Annotated in this window: 9 protein-coding genes and 4 tRNA genes; 5 read left to right on the forward strand and 8 right to left on the reverse strand. The window is 64.7% G+C overall.

Annotation, left to right across the window (positions count from 1 at the left end):
- Nucleotides 1-21 precede the first annotated feature (21 nt).
- From IHE49_RS10575 to IHE49_RS10590, 4 genes are all read right to left on the reverse strand, one after another.
- On the reverse strand, nt 22-234 hold the full coding sequence (locus tag IHE49_RS10575; RefSeq protein ID WP_192157654.1) for a SlyX family protein: 213 nt from the start codon (nt 232-234) through the stop codon (nt 22-24).
- On the reverse strand, nt 234-1,577 hold the full coding sequence (locus IHE49_RS10580; RefSeq protein ID WP_192157656.1) for a UDP-glucose/GDP-mannose dehydrogenase family protein: 1,344 nt from the start codon (nt 1,575-1,577) through the stop codon (nt 234-236). Before IHE49_RS10580 ends, IHE49_RS10575 begins: the two co-directional genes overlap by 1 nt.
- A 120-nt stretch (nt 1,578-1,697) precedes the next feature.
- Complete coding sequence (locus IHE49_RS10585; RefSeq protein WP_192157658.1) at nt 1,698-2,486, reverse strand: FKBP-type peptidyl-prolyl cis-trans isomerase; 789 nt, start codon at nt 2,484-2,486, stop codon at nt 1,698-1,700.
- Between the two features lie 151 nt (nt 2,487-2,637).
- The gene (locus IHE49_RS10590) at nt 2,638-4,407 is read right to left on the reverse strand and encodes a cation:proton antiporter (protein ID WP_192157660.1); all 1,770 of its coding nucleotides are present in this window, start codon (nt 4,405-4,407) and stop codon (nt 2,638-2,640) included.
- A gap of 171 nt (nt 4,408-4,578) precedes the next feature.
- Here IHE49_RS10590 and IHE49_RS10595 point away from each other — a divergent pair.
- The 3 genes from IHE49_RS10595 (at nt 4,579) to IHE49_RS10605 (ending at nt 4,847) form a co-directional block, all read left to right on the forward strand.
- Nucleotides 4,579-4,654, forward strand: a tRNA-Ala gene (locus tag IHE49_RS10595).
- 10 nt (nt 4,655-4,664) lie between these two features.
- A tRNA-Glu gene (locus IHE49_RS10600) sits at nt 4,665-4,740 on the forward strand.
- Between the two features lie 30 nt (nt 4,741-4,770).
- Nucleotides 4,771-4,847, forward strand: a tRNA-Asp gene (locus IHE49_RS10605).
- A 118-nt stretch (nt 4,848-4,965) separates the two neighbouring features.
- Here the strand turns inward: IHE49_RS10605 and IHE49_RS10610 are convergent.
- Both IHE49_RS10610 and IHE49_RS10615 read right to left on the reverse strand, forming a co-directional pair.
- Nucleotides 4,966-5,448, reverse strand: coding sequence for a DUF1249 domain-containing protein (locus IHE49_RS10610; protein ID WP_192157662.1), 483 nt, complete (start codon nt 5,446-5,448; stop codon nt 4,966-4,968).
- Between the two features lie 25 nt (nt 5,449-5,473).
- Nucleotides 5,474-6,289 carry a pyruvate, water dikinase regulatory protein gene (locus IHE49_RS10615; RefSeq protein WP_192157664.1) on the reverse strand — a complete coding sequence of 272 codons (816 nt, stop codon included), beginning with the start codon at nt 6,287-6,289 and terminating at the stop codon, nt 5,474-5,476.
- Nucleotides 6,290-6,523: 234 nt separating this feature from the next.
- Between IHE49_RS10615 and ppsA the strand changes: the two genes are divergently transcribed.
- The gene (ppsA, locus tag IHE49_RS10620; protein WP_192157666.1) at nt 6,524-8,896 is read left to right on the forward strand and encodes a phosphoenolpyruvate synthase; all 2,373 of its coding nucleotides are present in this window, start codon (nt 6,524-6,526) and stop codon (nt 8,894-8,896) included.
- A 97-nt stretch (nt 8,897-8,993) separates the two neighbouring features.
- Nucleotides 8,994-9,083: transfer RNA gene (locus IHE49_RS10625), tRNA-Ser, on the forward strand.
- Nucleotides 9,084-9,506: 423 nt separating this feature from the next.
- Here IHE49_RS10625 and IHE49_RS10630 read toward each other — a convergent pair.
- Together IHE49_RS10630 and IHE49_RS10635 are read right to left on the reverse strand one after the other, a co-directional pair.
- Complete coding sequence (locus IHE49_RS10630; protein ID WP_192157668.1) at nt 9,507-10,124, reverse strand: hypothetical protein; 618 nt, start codon at nt 10,122-10,124, stop codon at nt 9,507-9,509.
- Between the two features lie 436 nt (nt 10,125-10,560).
- Nucleotides 10,561-14,436, reverse strand: coding sequence for a glycosyl transferase family 36 (locus tag IHE49_RS10635; RefSeq protein ID WP_192157670.1), 3,876 nt, complete (start codon nt 14,434-14,436; stop codon nt 10,561-10,563).
- Nucleotides 14,437-14,501 lie beyond the last annotated feature (65 nt).

Consider the following 14,501-nt stretch of genomic DNA (forward strand, 5'->3'; position numbering starts at 1 on the left):
GGTCGTCATTGGAGACATGTATCAATAATGCGGCGGCGGCGGTTCGTTGTGCGGATCGGAAGCCGAACCGAGGCGCACGCTCTGCAACTCCTGCCGCAGCAGATGCAGCAGCCGTTCCAGTTCGACGATGCGCATCGCCTGTTCGGCATCCGCGGCGGCCAGCGCCTGCACGGTATCGTCAATGAAGGTCAACCGCACCTCCAGATCCGCAAGGCGCTGTTCTATGGCGTCCATCAGCGCACCGCCTGCAGGCTGCGACCGCGGCCGATACCGTAATACGCGAGGCCCGCCTCCTCCACCGTCGCCGGGTCGTAGAGGTTGCGGCCGTCGAAAATCGCCGGCGTTTTCAGCACGGCGCGGATGCGCGCGAAATCCGGGCTGCGGAAGGCCTTCCATTCGGTAACGATGGCCAAGGCATCGGCGCCCTGCAAGGCATCCCACGCATGCTCGCACAACACCAGATCAGCGCGCTCGCCGTAGATGCGCCGGGTTTCGCCGCGCGCCTCGGGATCGAAAGCCTGCACGTTGGCACCGACCGCCCACAGCGCTTCCATCAGACGGCGGCTGGAGGCTTCGCGCATGTCGTCGGTATTCGGCTTGAAGGCCAGTCCCCACAGGGCGATGGTCCGACCGCGCAGATCGCCATTGAAGTGGCGCGCGATCAGCTCGAACAGCTTGGTCTTCTGGTCGCGGTTCACCGCCTCGACTGCGCCGAGCAGGCGCGCCTCGTAACCCGCGCCGCGCGCGGTACGTTCCAGCGCCTGTACATCCTTGGGAAAACACGAACCGCCATAGCCCGCGCCCGGATAGATGAAGTGATAGCCGATACGCGGATCGGCGCCGATACCCTGGCGCACCTGCTCCACGTCGGCACCCACACGTTCGGCGATATTGGCGATCTCGTTCATGAAGCTGATCTTGGTCGCGAGCATCGCGTTGGCGGCGTACTTGGTCAGTTCGGCGGAACGCTCGTCCATCACCACGATACGCTCATGGTTGCGGTTGAACGGCGCGTAGAGCTTGCGCAGCAAGGCCACCGCACGCGCGCTGGAGCTGCCGATCACGATGCGGTCCGGACGCAGGCAATCCTCCACCGCGTCCCCCTCCTTGAGGAATTCGGGGTTGGAGACCACGTCGAACTCGACACCGACACCGCGCGCCGCGAGTTCCGCCGCAATCGCCTCGCGCACGCGATCGGCCGTGCCCACCGGCACAGTGGATTTGTTCACCACCACGGCATGGCGCTCCAGGTGCTGGCCGATGGTCCCGGCCACACCCAGCACGTACTTGAGATCGGCGCTGCCGTCCTCGTCAGGCGGCGTGCCCACCGCAATGAAGACTATGTCGCCGTGCGCGATGCCGGCCGCGGCGTCGGTGGTGAAATCAATCTGGCCGTCCGCGTGGTTGCGCTTGACGATGGGCTCAAGGCCAGGCTCGTAGATCGGGATTTCTCCACGCGCCAGCCGGTCGACCTTGCCCGCGTCGATATCGACGCACACCACGTGATTGCCCATCTCGGCAAGGCAGGCACCAGTAACCAGGCCGACATAGCCGGTACCGAAGATCGTGACTTTCATCGTGCGGTCGATTCCCGGAAAACGCGAGCGCGCATTCTAACGCGCGATGGTTACAGCAACGGAAAAGCGAGAGGGCGCGAATCGCTTCGCGCCCTCTCGCCATGGACTGAGCAACAGCGCTTACTGGCCGCTGTCGCCACCGCCGGGACCGCCATTGCCGGCAGGGGCAGCCGGAGTGGGCTTGGTGCTGACCAGCGTCACGTCGAAGATCAGCGTCTCGTTGGGCTGCATCGGCGGCTGCGGCTCGGCGCCATAGGCCAGGCCCGCCGGGATGTACAGCTTGTAATGGCCGCCCACCTGCATCAGCTGCAGGCCTTCGCGGAAGCCCGGGATCACGCCGCTCAGCGGGATTTCGGCCGGGGCATCGCCGTGCTTGGACGAAGCGTCAAACTCGGTACCGTCGATAAGGGTGCCGGTGTAGTTGATCTTCACGGTGTCGCTCGGGCCCGGGCGGGCGCCGGTGCCCTGGCTGATGACCTGGTACTGCAGGCCCGAGGCGGTGACCTTCACGCCGGGCTGGGTACGGTTCTTGGCGAGGAAGGCATCACCTGCAGCCTTGTTCTTGGCTGCCTCCTGTGCCCGCTCGGCCTCGTAATTGGCCTTGACCCTGGCCATGAAGGGCTTCATCACCTCTTCGGCCTCGGCATTGGTCATCGTCGGCTTCTGGCCGGAGAGCGCAGCCTTCACCGCGTTCGCCACGGCATTGGGGTCGAGCTCGGCGCGCATCGGCTCCGGAATCTGCCCAGCCAGCTGGTAGCCCACCACGTAGCTGGCTTTGGCCTTGTCGACCGTGCCAGGGGCACTGCTAGCCGCTTTGGCGGTTGTCTGGGCGGCGAACGCACCCGCCGACAGGCCCAGCGCCGCGGTCATCGCCACCGCCGTCAGCGTAGGACGCAGAAAATGCTTCATTCGGAACTCCCTCGTGTTTGGATATGCCGGTGCCGCCGGCCGGGCCCCTACTGCAGGGGCATGGTCGCCCATTGTGGGGTTCCCGCGCCGGGCTTGCAATCGGGTGCAGTTGCGACAATCAAGCAGGGAAAAGGTTCAGCAGCCCCGGAATTCAGGGGGAATGTTCGGGCGCTGGCGGCTCCGGCTTGTCCAGCGTCTCTTTCAAGGCCGCCTGCAAGCGTGCGTGCAGCTTAACGAGCGTGCGCCAAAGCACTACCGCCAGCACCACCAGCGCCACCAGCAGCGACAGCGCCACCCCGCGCGGCGGCAGGATCGCCGACCCCAGTGCACCGACCAGCAATGCCAGCGCGAACAGCGTGGCCAAGGGGATCATCCGCGCCAATACCTTGCGGATCGCATGCGTGTACGCACCCGTGTAGCGCTCGCGTATGCCCAACTCGGCCAGCAGCATGCCGAGTGCCTCGGCCTTTCGATACACCGCGATCAGCATCGGCAGCGACAGGAACAATGCGCAAGCCCAGATCAGCGCGTGGCGCAGGTCGCGCTGGATGCCGAACCGCGAGAACCAGTCCCAACCGTGCGCATTCACGTAGGCACCGATCACGAACAACGTGACCACCAGCAACACGTTGATCGCGATGTGCCACAACAGGCGCCGGAACATCGCCGCCAACGCGGCGTTCTCGTTCACCGGCCCGAGGTTTTCCAGCCAGCCGCTGTAGCTGTCCAGCAGTACGTGCAGCGGTCGCGGCACGATGCGCGCCAGACCATCGGCGACACGATCGGACGACCGGTTGAGGTAGGGCGAGGCCGCCATGCACAGCACCGAGACCGCGACCGCGATGGGATACAGGAAGTCGCTGGTCACATGCAGCGACAGGCCCAGTGTGGCGATCACGAACGAAAACTCGCCGATCTGCGCCATGCCCAGACCCGATCGCAACGCTGCGCGCGCGTCGTGCCCCAGGGCGAGGATGCCGAAGCTGCATGCCAGGGTCTTGCCAACGACCACCACACAGGCGATCAGCAACGCCGGCAGCGCGTATTGCCACAGCATGGCCGGGTCGATCTTCAGTCCGATCGCAACGAAGAACAGCGCCGCGAACATGTCGCGCAACGGCTCGACCAGATGCAGCACGCGCCCCACGCTGCGCGCCTCCGCCACCACCGCACCGGCAATAAAGGCGCCCAGCGCCACGCTGAAACCCATCTGCGCCGCCAGCAGGCTCGCACCGAAACAGATGCCCAGCACGCTCACCAGCAAGGTTTCGTCGCGACCGAAGCCGGCCACGTAATCCACCAGCCGCGGCAACAGCAGCAGGCCCAGGATCATGCCCACCACCACGAACAAGCCCAGGTGGCCGATCACTGCGAACGCGGTTCCCGCGTGCACACTGCCGCCCACCGCCAACGCGGTGAGCAAGGTCAGCATCACGATGGCCAACACATCCTCGGCCACCAGCAATCCGATCACCAGCTTCGCGAACGGCTCCGCCTGCTTGCCGGTGTCCTTCAGCGTGCGCGTGGCAACCATGGTGGAGGACAACGCAATGATCGCGCCGAGAAACAGGGCGTCGATACCCTTCCAGCCAAACGCGCGGCCCATGCCTGTACCCACCCACAGCATCAGCCCGACTTCCAGCACCGCCACCAGGAGCACGCCTATGCCGACTTCGCGCAACTTGCGCACGCTGAACTCCAGGCCCAGCGTGAACATCAACAGCACCACGCCAAGGTTGGAGATGTCGTCGATGGCTTGCGCGTCGGCCACCAGCATGCCCGGCGTATGCGGGCCGATCAGCACGCCGGCGAGGATGTAACCCAGCAGTACCGGCTGGCGCAGGCGCTGGAACAGGATCGTGGTGGCGCCGGCGACCAGCATCACCAGGGCGAGGTCGCGAATGAAGCCGATCTCGTGCATGTCTTCCTCTGTGCAGCTTCCAGGTCCGAAGCTTAATCGCGATGTCTTCGATGCGTCGCACTTGGCGCTCCGCGAAGCACCTCGTCGCGCTTCGACACTTGCGTGAAAATTTGTTGAAAAAAAGCTTGACGGAAATGCGAACCGTGCCTATTCTTTGCGGCTTCCAGCGGCGGGGCCATAGCTCAGCTGGGAGAGCGCCTGCATGGCATGCAGGAGGTCGGCGGTTCGATCCCGCCTGGCTCCACCAACCTAAACACGTCCCCATCGTCTAGAGGCCTAGGACATCACCCTTTCACGGTGGCGACCGGGGTTCGAATCCCCGTGGGGACGCCAAGGTTGGCTCACAACGCTGGTAAACAAAGTGGAGCGGTAGTTCAGTCGGTTAGAATGCTGGCCTGTCACGCCGGAGGTCGCGGGTTCGAGTCCCGTCCGCTCCGCCACTAACAACAAAGAAGCCGCCTTCGGGCGGTTTTTTTGTTGTTGTGCATTTGTGCACTCGTCCGTGAAGGCCAGTATCAAAAGACAGCCGCACACGGCTGCTTTTTTTACGAAGCGTCGCTACACCCTGTCGCTTTCGCGTGGCTCGAACGGTTCCAGCGTACCCACCGAATGCCCCTGCTCCGCCAGATACTCCAGCCAGCGCGCGAGAAAGCCATTCATCTGCAGGCGATGCTGGAAAACCGTGTGCGCCGGCGCGAACGGTCCAAGCACCTGCCACAGGTGCCGTCCCGGATGGCAATGCAGCGCCTCCGCCACATGGGCGTCGGTATACATGCGCAGTTGCGCCGACGGCGCGCGGCGGCCGGTGTGCGCATCGACGAAATCGTAGGTGAGCTCCAGCTCCAGCGTGTAGGGATGGCGCTCCTGCACCGACAGGTGCACGTTGAGCCTGTCGTCCACGTCCGATACGTACTGTCCCGGCGCCAGCTGCTGGGGCGCGAACAGCCGCGTCAGCCGGTGGTAATTCTCCGCGTACAGCCCCATCAGGAACTCGAAGCGTCCCGGCAGAAGACTGTGGCGATCGTCGAGTACGGCACTCATGGGGCGCTGACTACTCCGTGCGGCTTCAGTACATGGTGCGCTCGATACCGAAGCTCGCGAAGATCTTGCTCGCGATCTCCTCGATCGAGACGTGTGTGGTGTTGAGAAACGGGAGGCCGGCCTGGCGCATCAGCCGGTCGGCCTGCTCCAGTTCCCAGCGGCATTGTTTGAGCGTGGCGTAACGGCTGCCGGCCCGACGCTGTTCGCGGATCTGCGCCAGCCGCTCGGGCTCGATGGTGAGGCCGAACAGGCGATCGCGATACGGCCGCAGGCGTGCAGGCAGTTCCAGTTTTTCCAGATCCTCGTCGGTCAAGGGGTAGTTGGCGGCGCTGACGCCGTAATGCAAGGCCATGTACAGGCAAGTCGGCGTCTTGCCCGAGCGCGACACCCCCACCAGGATCAGGTCGGCCTGCGCGTAGTCCACGTCCATGCCGTCGTCGTGCGACAGCGCGTAGTTGGTGGCGTTGATGCGTGCCTCGTACTTGTCGAAATCCACCAGACCGTGCGAACGGTTGACTGCGCCGGAACGCTTGGCGCCGAGCTCCTCCTCCAGCGGACCGATGAAAGGCGCGAACACGTCCAGCATCAACGCGCCGCTGGAGGCCACGATTTCGCACAATGCGCGGTCCGCCAGGGTGTTGACCACGATGGGTCGTTCGCCGCTCTTCGCGTAGTGCGTCTTGATGCGCAGCGCGGCCGCCTCGGCCTTGCCCGCGTCGTCGACGAAGGGCAAGCGATGCTTGTCGAAGCTCACGCCCTCGAACTGCGCGAGGATGCTGTTGCCTATCGTCTCCGCGGTGATGCCGGTGGAGTCGGATATGAAGAAAACCGTGCGCTGCATGGGAAGTCCGAAGGCCGTGTCATCTGTCTGTCTCGCACCATATCGCAAGGTCCGGATGCTGTCGCCGCTTGACCGCCGCCTGACTGGTATGCAGTTGGCGCGACGCCGGCTGGCATTGGTCTTCTTGTGCCACGCACCATCGACAGCGGACAATACCAATCCTTTGCAGCCCGCTTCGGGCCTTCGCTGCGCGTGCATTCCACTCTTTATCGCCCTTCCCTCTAGGAGATTGCCTTGAACCACCTGGTGCTTTGGCTCGACCAACTGCGCATGACCGACCTTGCCAAGGTCGGCGGCAAGAACGCGTCGCTCGGCGAAATGATCGGCAATCTCGCCAAGCTCGGCGTGTCCGTGCCGGGCGGCTTCGCCACCACCGCCGACGCGTTCCAGCAGTACCTGGAAAAGAGCGGCGTAGCCAAGCGCATCGCCGCGCGCCTCGCCGACCTCAACGTGGACGACGTGGACGCGCTGACCACGGCAGGCAAGGAAATCCGCGAGTGGGTTACCGAGACGCCGCTGCCTTCCGACCTCGACCAGGCGATCCGCGATGCCTATGCCAAGCTGTGCAAGGACGCCGGCGCCGACGACATCGCCGTAGCCGTGCGCTCCTCCGCCACCGCCGAGGACCTGCCCGACGCCAGCTTCGCCGGCCAGCAGGAGACCTTCCTCAACGTGGTCGGCATCGAGGACGTGCTGCATAAGGTGAAGGAAGTCTTCGCCTCGCTGTATAACGACCGCGCCATCGCCTACCGCGTGCACCAGGGCTTCGCCCACGAGAACGTGTTCCTCTCCGCCGGCGTGCAGCTGATGGTGCGCTCGGACGTGGGCGCCTCCGGCGTGCTGTTCACGCTGGACACCGAGTCGGGATTCCGCGACGTGGTGTTCGTCACCGGCAGCTACGGCCTGGGCGAGATGGTCGTGCAGGGCGCGGTGAACCCTGATGAGTTCTACGTGTTCAAGCCCACGCTGAAAGCCGGCAAGCCTGCGGTGCTGCGCCGCAATCTCGGCGCCAAGCAGTTGCGCATGATCTATTCGAACCAGCCCGGCGAGCGCGTGAAGACTGAGGAGACGCCCGCCGAACTGCGCCGCAAGTTCTGCATCAACGACACCGACGTGGAATCGCTGGCGAAGCAGGCGCTGATCATCGAGCAGCACTACGGCCGTCCGATGGACATCGAGTGGGCGAAGGACGGCAATACCGGCAAGCTCTACATCGTGCAGGCGCGCCCGGAGACGGTGAAGTCGCGCGCGCACGCCACCCAGCTCGAACGCTTCCATCTCAGCGAGAAGGGCAAGGTGCTGGCCGAGGGCCGCGCCATTGGCCAGAAGATCGGCGCCGGCAAGGCACGCGTGATCCGCTCGCTGGCCGACATGAACAAGGTGCAGCCCGGCGACGTACTCGTAGCCGACATGACCGACCCCGACTGGGAGCCGGTGATGAAGCGCGCCAGCGCCATCGTCACCAATCGCGGCGGCCGCACCTGCCACGCGGCGATCATCGCGCGCGAGCTGGGCGTGCCGGCCGTAGTGGGCACCCACAACGCGCTGGACACCATCCCCGATGGCGCCGACGTCACCGTGTCCTGCGCCGAAGGTGACACAGGCACGATCTACGCAGGCCAGCTGAAATTCGAACGTGTCACCGCTGATCTCGGCGCGATGCCCGAAGCGCCGCTGAAGATCATGATGAACGTGGCCAACCCCGAGCGCGCCTTCGATTTCGGCATGCTGCCGAACGCCGGCATCGGCCTGGCCCGCCTGGAGATGATCATCGCCAGCCACATCGGCGTGCATCCCAAGGCGCTGCTGGAATACGGCAAGCAGGATGCCGAGACCCGCGCGAAAATCGACGAACGTATCGCCGGTTACACCGGCCCAGTCGAGTTCTACGTGGATCGCCTCGCGGAAGGCATCGCCACCATCGCCGCCTCGGTGTACCCGAAGCCGGTGATCGTGCGCATGAGCGACTTCAAGTCCAACGAGTACGCCAACCTGCTCGGCGGCTCGCGCTACGAGCCGCACGAAGAGAACCCGATGATCGGCTTCCGCGGCGCCAGCCGCTACGTCGACCCCAGCTTCGCCGAGGCCTTCGGGCTGGAGTGCAAGGCGGTCAAGCGCGTGCGCGAGACGATGGGCCTGGACAACGTGTGGGTGATGATCCCGTTCGTGCGCACGCTCGACGAAGGCCGCAAGGTGGTCGAGGTGCTGGCGAAGAACCACCTCAAGCAGGGCGAGCACGGCCTCAAGGTCATCATGATGTGCGAGGTACCCTCCAATGCCCTGCTTGCCGAAGAGTTCCTGGAGATCTTCGACGGCTTCTCGATTGGCTCCAACGATCTTACCCAGCTCACCCTGGGCCTGGACCGCGATTCCTCCATCGTCGCCAGCCTGTTCGATGAGCGGAACCCGGCGGTAAAGAAGCTGCTGTCGATGGCGATCCAGACCGCGCGCGCCAAGGGCAAGTACGTCGGTATCTGCGGCCAGGGCCCCAGCGACCATCCCGACCTGGCCGAATGGCTGATGGACCAGGGCATCGAGTCCGTATCGCTCAACCCGGACACCGTGGTCGACACCTGGCTGCGGCTGGCGAAGAAGAAGGCCGGCTAAACCTCACGGCAGGCGCGGCAAGCCGACCCGTCGCGCTTGCCACAGCCCCGGCCAGCACGTAAAATCGCCGGCTCGCGCAGACCACGCGACAGCTTCCGGAGAGGTGGCAGAGTGGTCGAATGTACCTGACTCGAAATCAGGCGTACGTGTAAGCGTACCGTGGGTTCGAATCCCACCCTCTCCGCCAGTAATATCAAAGCCCTACACGATCCCAGCCATGCGCTGGGATTTGTGTTTCTGGGGGGTCGGGGTCACCTTGGGGTCACCGCGGCATCCGTAGTGGTGACCCACAAATGGGTGCCACCCATCGTCAACTCGCTGACCTGACCTCCGTACACCGGCACCGCGGACACGCCATCGGTTCTGCCAAGACTCGCTGGATCGTGGGTGTACCGTCAGTCCGCGATTTGATCGGGAAGATCATTAACGCTGGCATAAATGGCTGCTACGGACGAGCAGTGCACTGCGGGGCACAGCGAGGCATCACCGGGAAAAGAATGAAGCAATGGCGTACTGCTAGCTCAGCGTATGCGGCGCCCCTGGTCGCCCCGGCATCCCAACTCAGCCACTTCGTAGTGGTCACCGGATGAACCCGTCCATGCGTCCGTCGCTATTCCTGATAGGCCGGCCCGGGCAACACATCACAGGAATCCACCTGTCTGGGCCGGAAGTCGTCGCTGGTGGTGACCCAGTGATCGCCGAGCACCGATCGGTAGCAAACCGCTGCCGAAACATGCTCCCTGGCATCGTCCAGCGCTTTCCAGTGGTCAAGCATCGGCCCCTCGCCTGGCCTCTTCATCTGCAGAAAATAGGCAGACTCCCTGGCAGCCACGGCACGCCCGTTCATGCTGCCGGTGATCATGTTGGCTTTCATCGCAGTGACATCGCCAGCATCTTTGACACAGCAGTGGCGCAACAGGTCGGTAGTGGTCTTGATGGGCGTTCCTTGATAGCTCACGGTGAACTTCTCGATCAAGGCCGGGCCGACACCGGCATTGGTAAGCCCCAGTAGCGCCACCGCGTCGCCGCTGCTGCCGACGTTGCTGGATTCGTGCCGCAGGTAAGGCCACGAGTTGGCCATGACCAACTGCTTCATGGCGTGATGGTTCTCGATGGCGATGATCATCGAAACGACGGAGAGCACCAGCGCGCTCAAGGCCAGCATCAGATCGACCAGGCTGTGTCCTGATTTGTGCGAGTGCGCGTGTACCTCAGGTTCCAGTTCCATAACCAGGCCTTGTCTTCCCGTGGGCGTTGCCGGAGCATCGAATGCAACCGGTTGAAGCGCCCGATCATCGCGACCAACGGCAGGTGCGCGCAAGGGCCGGAAGTCCCATCAACCAGGCGGTCGAAATTGTTGAAATTATTGGCGGAGCCCGCTGAAGCAACTTCGCTGCTCTTAATGCATGAGCGACGCGGAGTCCGCTTTCCGCGCCTTTGCGTAACCTTTAGCCGCAACAGCACCGAGAGGATCAAGCGATGCGTATGGCCAACGTAGGGCAGGCGGTGTTTGCGGCGACCCTGATCGCCCTCGGCACCCTGCCCTGATCGAGGCTGGTTTCACCGTGATATGACAGCCGTTGTTGGGTCGCGTCCTCTTCACCAAATCAGAGGATGCAGCCCTTTTTGATTTGAGTCACTTCTGGCCGTCCGTCGAGACCGCGTCAGGCACCAAGCACCGCATGGATGCGATGAATGGCGCCGTCATCAACCAGGGGAACGCATAGCACACCGTCGATAATCGCCAATGCCTTGTCGTCCAGCGAGGCGCTGGCGATGCCGTGTTGGCAGCGGTGCGGATTGTCCACCCCGATCTCATAGCGGGTGACGAGGCCGTCGGAAGCACGGCGTTGGTAGCGCATCTCCAGGTACGGCCACGCAGCCGGCAGGCATGGCGACAATTGCAGCCGGCTGCCCTGCAGGTGGAAGCCGAGGATGGCTTCCACGCCGGCGCGATACAGCCAGCCAGCCGAACCGGTGTACCAGGTCCAGCCGCCGCAACCGATCCAGGGCTCGACCGAATAGACATCCGCACAGGCCACGTATGGTTCCGCGCGATAGCGTTCCAATGCTGCGGCGGTGTCTGCGTGACGGATGGGATTGAGCAGGTCGAACAGTTCGCCGGCATGGTTGCCCTGCCCCAGCCTGGCGAGGGCGAATACCGACCAGACGGCGCCGTGCGTGTACTGTCCGCCGTTTTCGCGGATACCTGGCGGATAACCCTTGATGTAGCCGGGGTTCTTGTCGGTATGGTCGAACGGGGGCGTAAGCAGCCGTGCGATGCCCGCGTCAGGCATCAGCAATTGTTGACGCACGGCCTGCATGGCGGTCTCGGTATGAGCGCGGTCGCTGGCGCCGGCGAGGACGCTCCACGATTGCGCGATGGTATCGATACGGCATTCCGCGCTCTGGTGCGAACCCAATGGGGTGCCTTCGTCATAGTACCCACGCCGGTACCAGGCGCCGTCCCAACCGGCATCGCCGTCCATGGCCCCGCGCAACGCGTCGGCATGCTGGCGCCAGTGTGTGGCGCGCTTGTCCTGGCCTCGCGACTCCGCCAGCGGCACGAACGCATCGATGGTGGCGATCAGGAACCAGGCCATCCAGGTGCTTTCGCCACGGCCCTGTGCGCCGACACTGTTCATGCCGTCGTTCCAGTCTCCGGTGCCGATCAGCGGCAAGCCGTGCGCACCGGTGGTCAGGCTTGAATCGATGGCGCGCGCAGCGTGTTCATACACGCTGGCGGAATCGCTGGAAGCTTGGGGCAGATAGAACGCGTCGGATGCACCTTGCGGGATCGGATCGCCCTTCAGGAAGGGCAGCGACTCGTCGAGCACGGCCGTGTCGCCGGTGACTTCCACGTAATGCGCAGCGACGAACGGCAACCATAGGCGGTCGTCGCTGATGCGGGTACGGATGCCCTTGCCGGTGGGCGGCAGCCACCAGTGCTGCACATCGCCTTCGGGAAACTGACGGCCGGCGGCGCGCAGCAGATGTTCGCGCGCGACGTCGGGCCGGCTTGTGCACAGTGCCATGATGTCCTGCAACTGGTCGCGAAAGCCGTACGCGCCGCTGGCCTGGTAGTACGCGGTGCGCGCCCACAGGCGACAGGCCAGCACCTGGTACGGCAGCCAGTCGTTGAGCAGGAGATCCATGGCGCGATCGGGTGTGCGCACCTGCACGACATCGAGCATGGCATCCCACTGCGCGCGCACTTCCGCCAGTGCGTAGTCGATGCCCGCCTCCCGATAGTGGCGCACCAGTGCGCGCGCGTCCTCGTGCGACGCGGCATCGCCAAGGATGAACAGTAGTTCGGCCTCTCCCTCCGGCTGCAGTTCCAGCACAGCCTGCAGCGCGCCACAGGGATCGAATCCCGCCCCCGTGTGGCCGGACAGCTCACCCTGCTCGAGCAATGCGGCCGGCCGCCCCACCGAGCCATAGAGGCCGAGGAACTCCAGCCGATCGCCAGTGCAGACGGCCGCCTTTTCGCCCAGGTCGACGAAGGCCACGCGCGTACCGAACTCCTCGCGCCAGCCATTGCACGCAAACAAGGCGCCGGAGGTGTCGCGTTCGGTCACGACAAAGGGCGCGCCGGCGACGCCGTTGGCACTCAACGCCCATTCCACATAGCCGGTGACCGACAGCCGGCGTGACTGCGCCGAGCGGTTGCGAAGGCGCAGCCGCGAGAGCTTCACAGTGTCGTGCGTGGGTACGCATTGCAGCAGCTCAACCTCCACGTCGTGCGCAATATGCTCGAAACGGCTCCAGCCCTTGCCATGCGTGACGCGGTAATGCGCCGAAGGCACGCGGATCGGCGCGGCGGTGACGCTCCACAGCAGGTCGCGATCTTCGTCGCGCAGGTAGAGCACTTCATGCGGAGTGTCGGAGACGGGATCGTTCGGCCAGGGCGTCAAGGCGTTCTGCTGGCTGTTCTGCGACCACGCATAACCGCCGCCTTCGGCCGAGACCAGGCAGCCGAATTGCGGATTAGCCAGCACATTGATCCACGGCACCGGCGTGCAGCGTTCGCCGATCAGTTCGACCTGATAGCTGCGGCCGCCGTCCACGAAGCCGCCCAGACCATTGTCGAATTCGCGCGACTGCGTGGCCGCCGGCGTCGACGAGGGCGCAGGTGCCGGCGGAACATTTGCGTGCTGCGAGGGCGCACCAGCCACCTTCATCGTTCCACGCAGCGGTGCCGGCAACGGTGAGGTGCTATCCAGTTCGATGCACGCGACGGTGCGAAGGCCATCGCGCAATGCCGGCTGCAAGGTCTTGTCGTCCAGCGCGAAGCATTGCGCATGCGCGAGATCCTTCGACTTGAGCTGCTCGGTCTGGGCTTTCGTCATGGGCTGCAGCACGTCGTGCAAAGCACCGTCCGCGCAGTCCAGCAGCACCATATCCACACCCAATTGCATGGCCTGCCAGTAGCGCTGGGCCTTAAGCAGTTCGCACGCGCGTTCGAGCGCGGCCTTGGCCGTCAATCGCAGCAGCACGATGGGACGGTCGCCGGAAATGCCAGCGCTCCACAGTGCCGGCGCGCCGCCCTGCCCGCGCGCCAGCACGTCCGTCGGCGCGCGCCAGGCGGTGTCTGCATAGAGCAGCGGACCGACCAGGGCATCGAAGCACGCGGCCTGTTCTTCGTCGATCCCCAACGCGCGACGTCGCGACGCACTACCGGCCTCGGCGCTGCGGAGTGCCTGATCGGGGGCACCTGGGGTTTGCAAGGAGCGCAACAGCGACAACACGCCATCGCGACTGTCGGCCAGTGCGGTCCAGAAACACAGGCTGATGTGCTCACCAGGCGCCAGCTTCACGCGGCGACGCACGCTGAGCACCGGGTCGAGCATGCAGCCGGTGCGATTGGACAGCGTCGCGCCCGCGCGCATCGCAAGCGCATCGTGCAGCGTGTGACCGCGCCCAAGGAAGCGCATGCGGTCGCTTTCGTGTGCTTCGGCGCCCGGCAACCCGTCCTCGAGGGTCATGGCATGCGCAGCCCACACGCGCGTCTCGTCCGGCGTGCGCGGACGACGGGTGGCCAGCAACGCGCCGGCATCGGCCGCCCACTCCGTCTGCACGAACATCTTGGAAAACGCCGGATGCGTGGCGTCTTCGTTGGCCGGTCCCAGCACCCATTCCGCATACGACGTGAGCGAAAGATCGCGCGACCGGTCACCGTGGTTGGTCACGGTGAGGCGGCGCAGTTCCGCGTCCAAATCGCCATGCACGGCGACGTCCAGCACGCTTTCGAGCATGCCGTGACGGCGCATAAAACGTGCATGGGAAGCATGGAACTCCACGGCGAATTCCTGCGTCTCTCCACCCAGCGGTTGCGTTGCGGTGGACCAGGCCTCCCCGCTGTCCTCGTCGCGCAGCAGCACATAGCTGCCCCAGGGATCGCCAACGGGGTCCCCGCGCCAGCGTGTGACCGCCTGCCCGTTCCACTGGCAACCGCCCGTGCCGGCAGCGCTCACGAAGCTGGCGAGACGGCCGTTGGAAAGCCACAAGACGGGATGCGCGACACGGGAAGACGAGGCCATGATCGGTCGGTGATCCTTCGCACGGCCAAGCTCAGGCCGCGCATGCAGAAAGAACCCGAGCCTAC

The sequence above is a fragment of the Rhodanobacter sp. 7MK24 genome (genome assembly GCF_014842995.1).
Taxonomy (GTDB): Bacteria; Pseudomonadota; Gammaproteobacteria; order Xanthomonadales; family Rhodanobacteraceae; genus Rhodanobacter_A.

Bases quoted from the DNA above. Each gene is read 5' to 3' on its own strand.
- IHE49_RS10575 (WP_192157654.1), bottom strand. From the start codon at position 234: ATGGACGCCATAGAACAGCGCCTTGCGGATCTGGAGGTGCGGTTGACC.
- IHE49_RS10580 (WP_192157656.1), bottom strand. From the start codon at position 1,577: ATGAAAGTCACGATCTTCGGTACCGGCTATGTCGGCCTGGTTACTGGT.
- IHE49_RS10585 (WP_192157658.1), bottom strand. From the start codon at position 2,486: ATGAAGCATTTTCTGCGTCCTACGCTGACGGCGGTGGCGATGACCGCG.
- IHE49_RS10590 (WP_192157660.1), bottom strand. From the start codon at position 4,407: ATGCACGAGATCGGCTTCATTCGCGACCTCGCCCTGGTGATGCTGGTC.
- IHE49_RS10610 (WP_192157662.1), bottom strand. From the start codon at position 5,448: ATGAGTGCCGTACTCGACGATCGCCACAGTCTTCTGCCGGGACGCTTC.
- IHE49_RS10615 (WP_192157664.1), bottom strand. From the start codon at position 6,289: ATGCAGCGCACGGTTTTCTTCATATCCGACTCCACCGGCATCACCGCG.
- IHE49_RS10630 (WP_192157668.1), bottom strand. From the start codon at position 10,124: ATGGAACTGGAACCTGAGGTACACGCGCACTCGCACAAATCAGGACAC.
- IHE49_RS10635 (WP_192157670.1), bottom strand. From the start codon at position 14,436: ATGGCCTCGTCTTCCCGTGTCGCGCATCCCGTCTTGTGGCTTTCCAAC.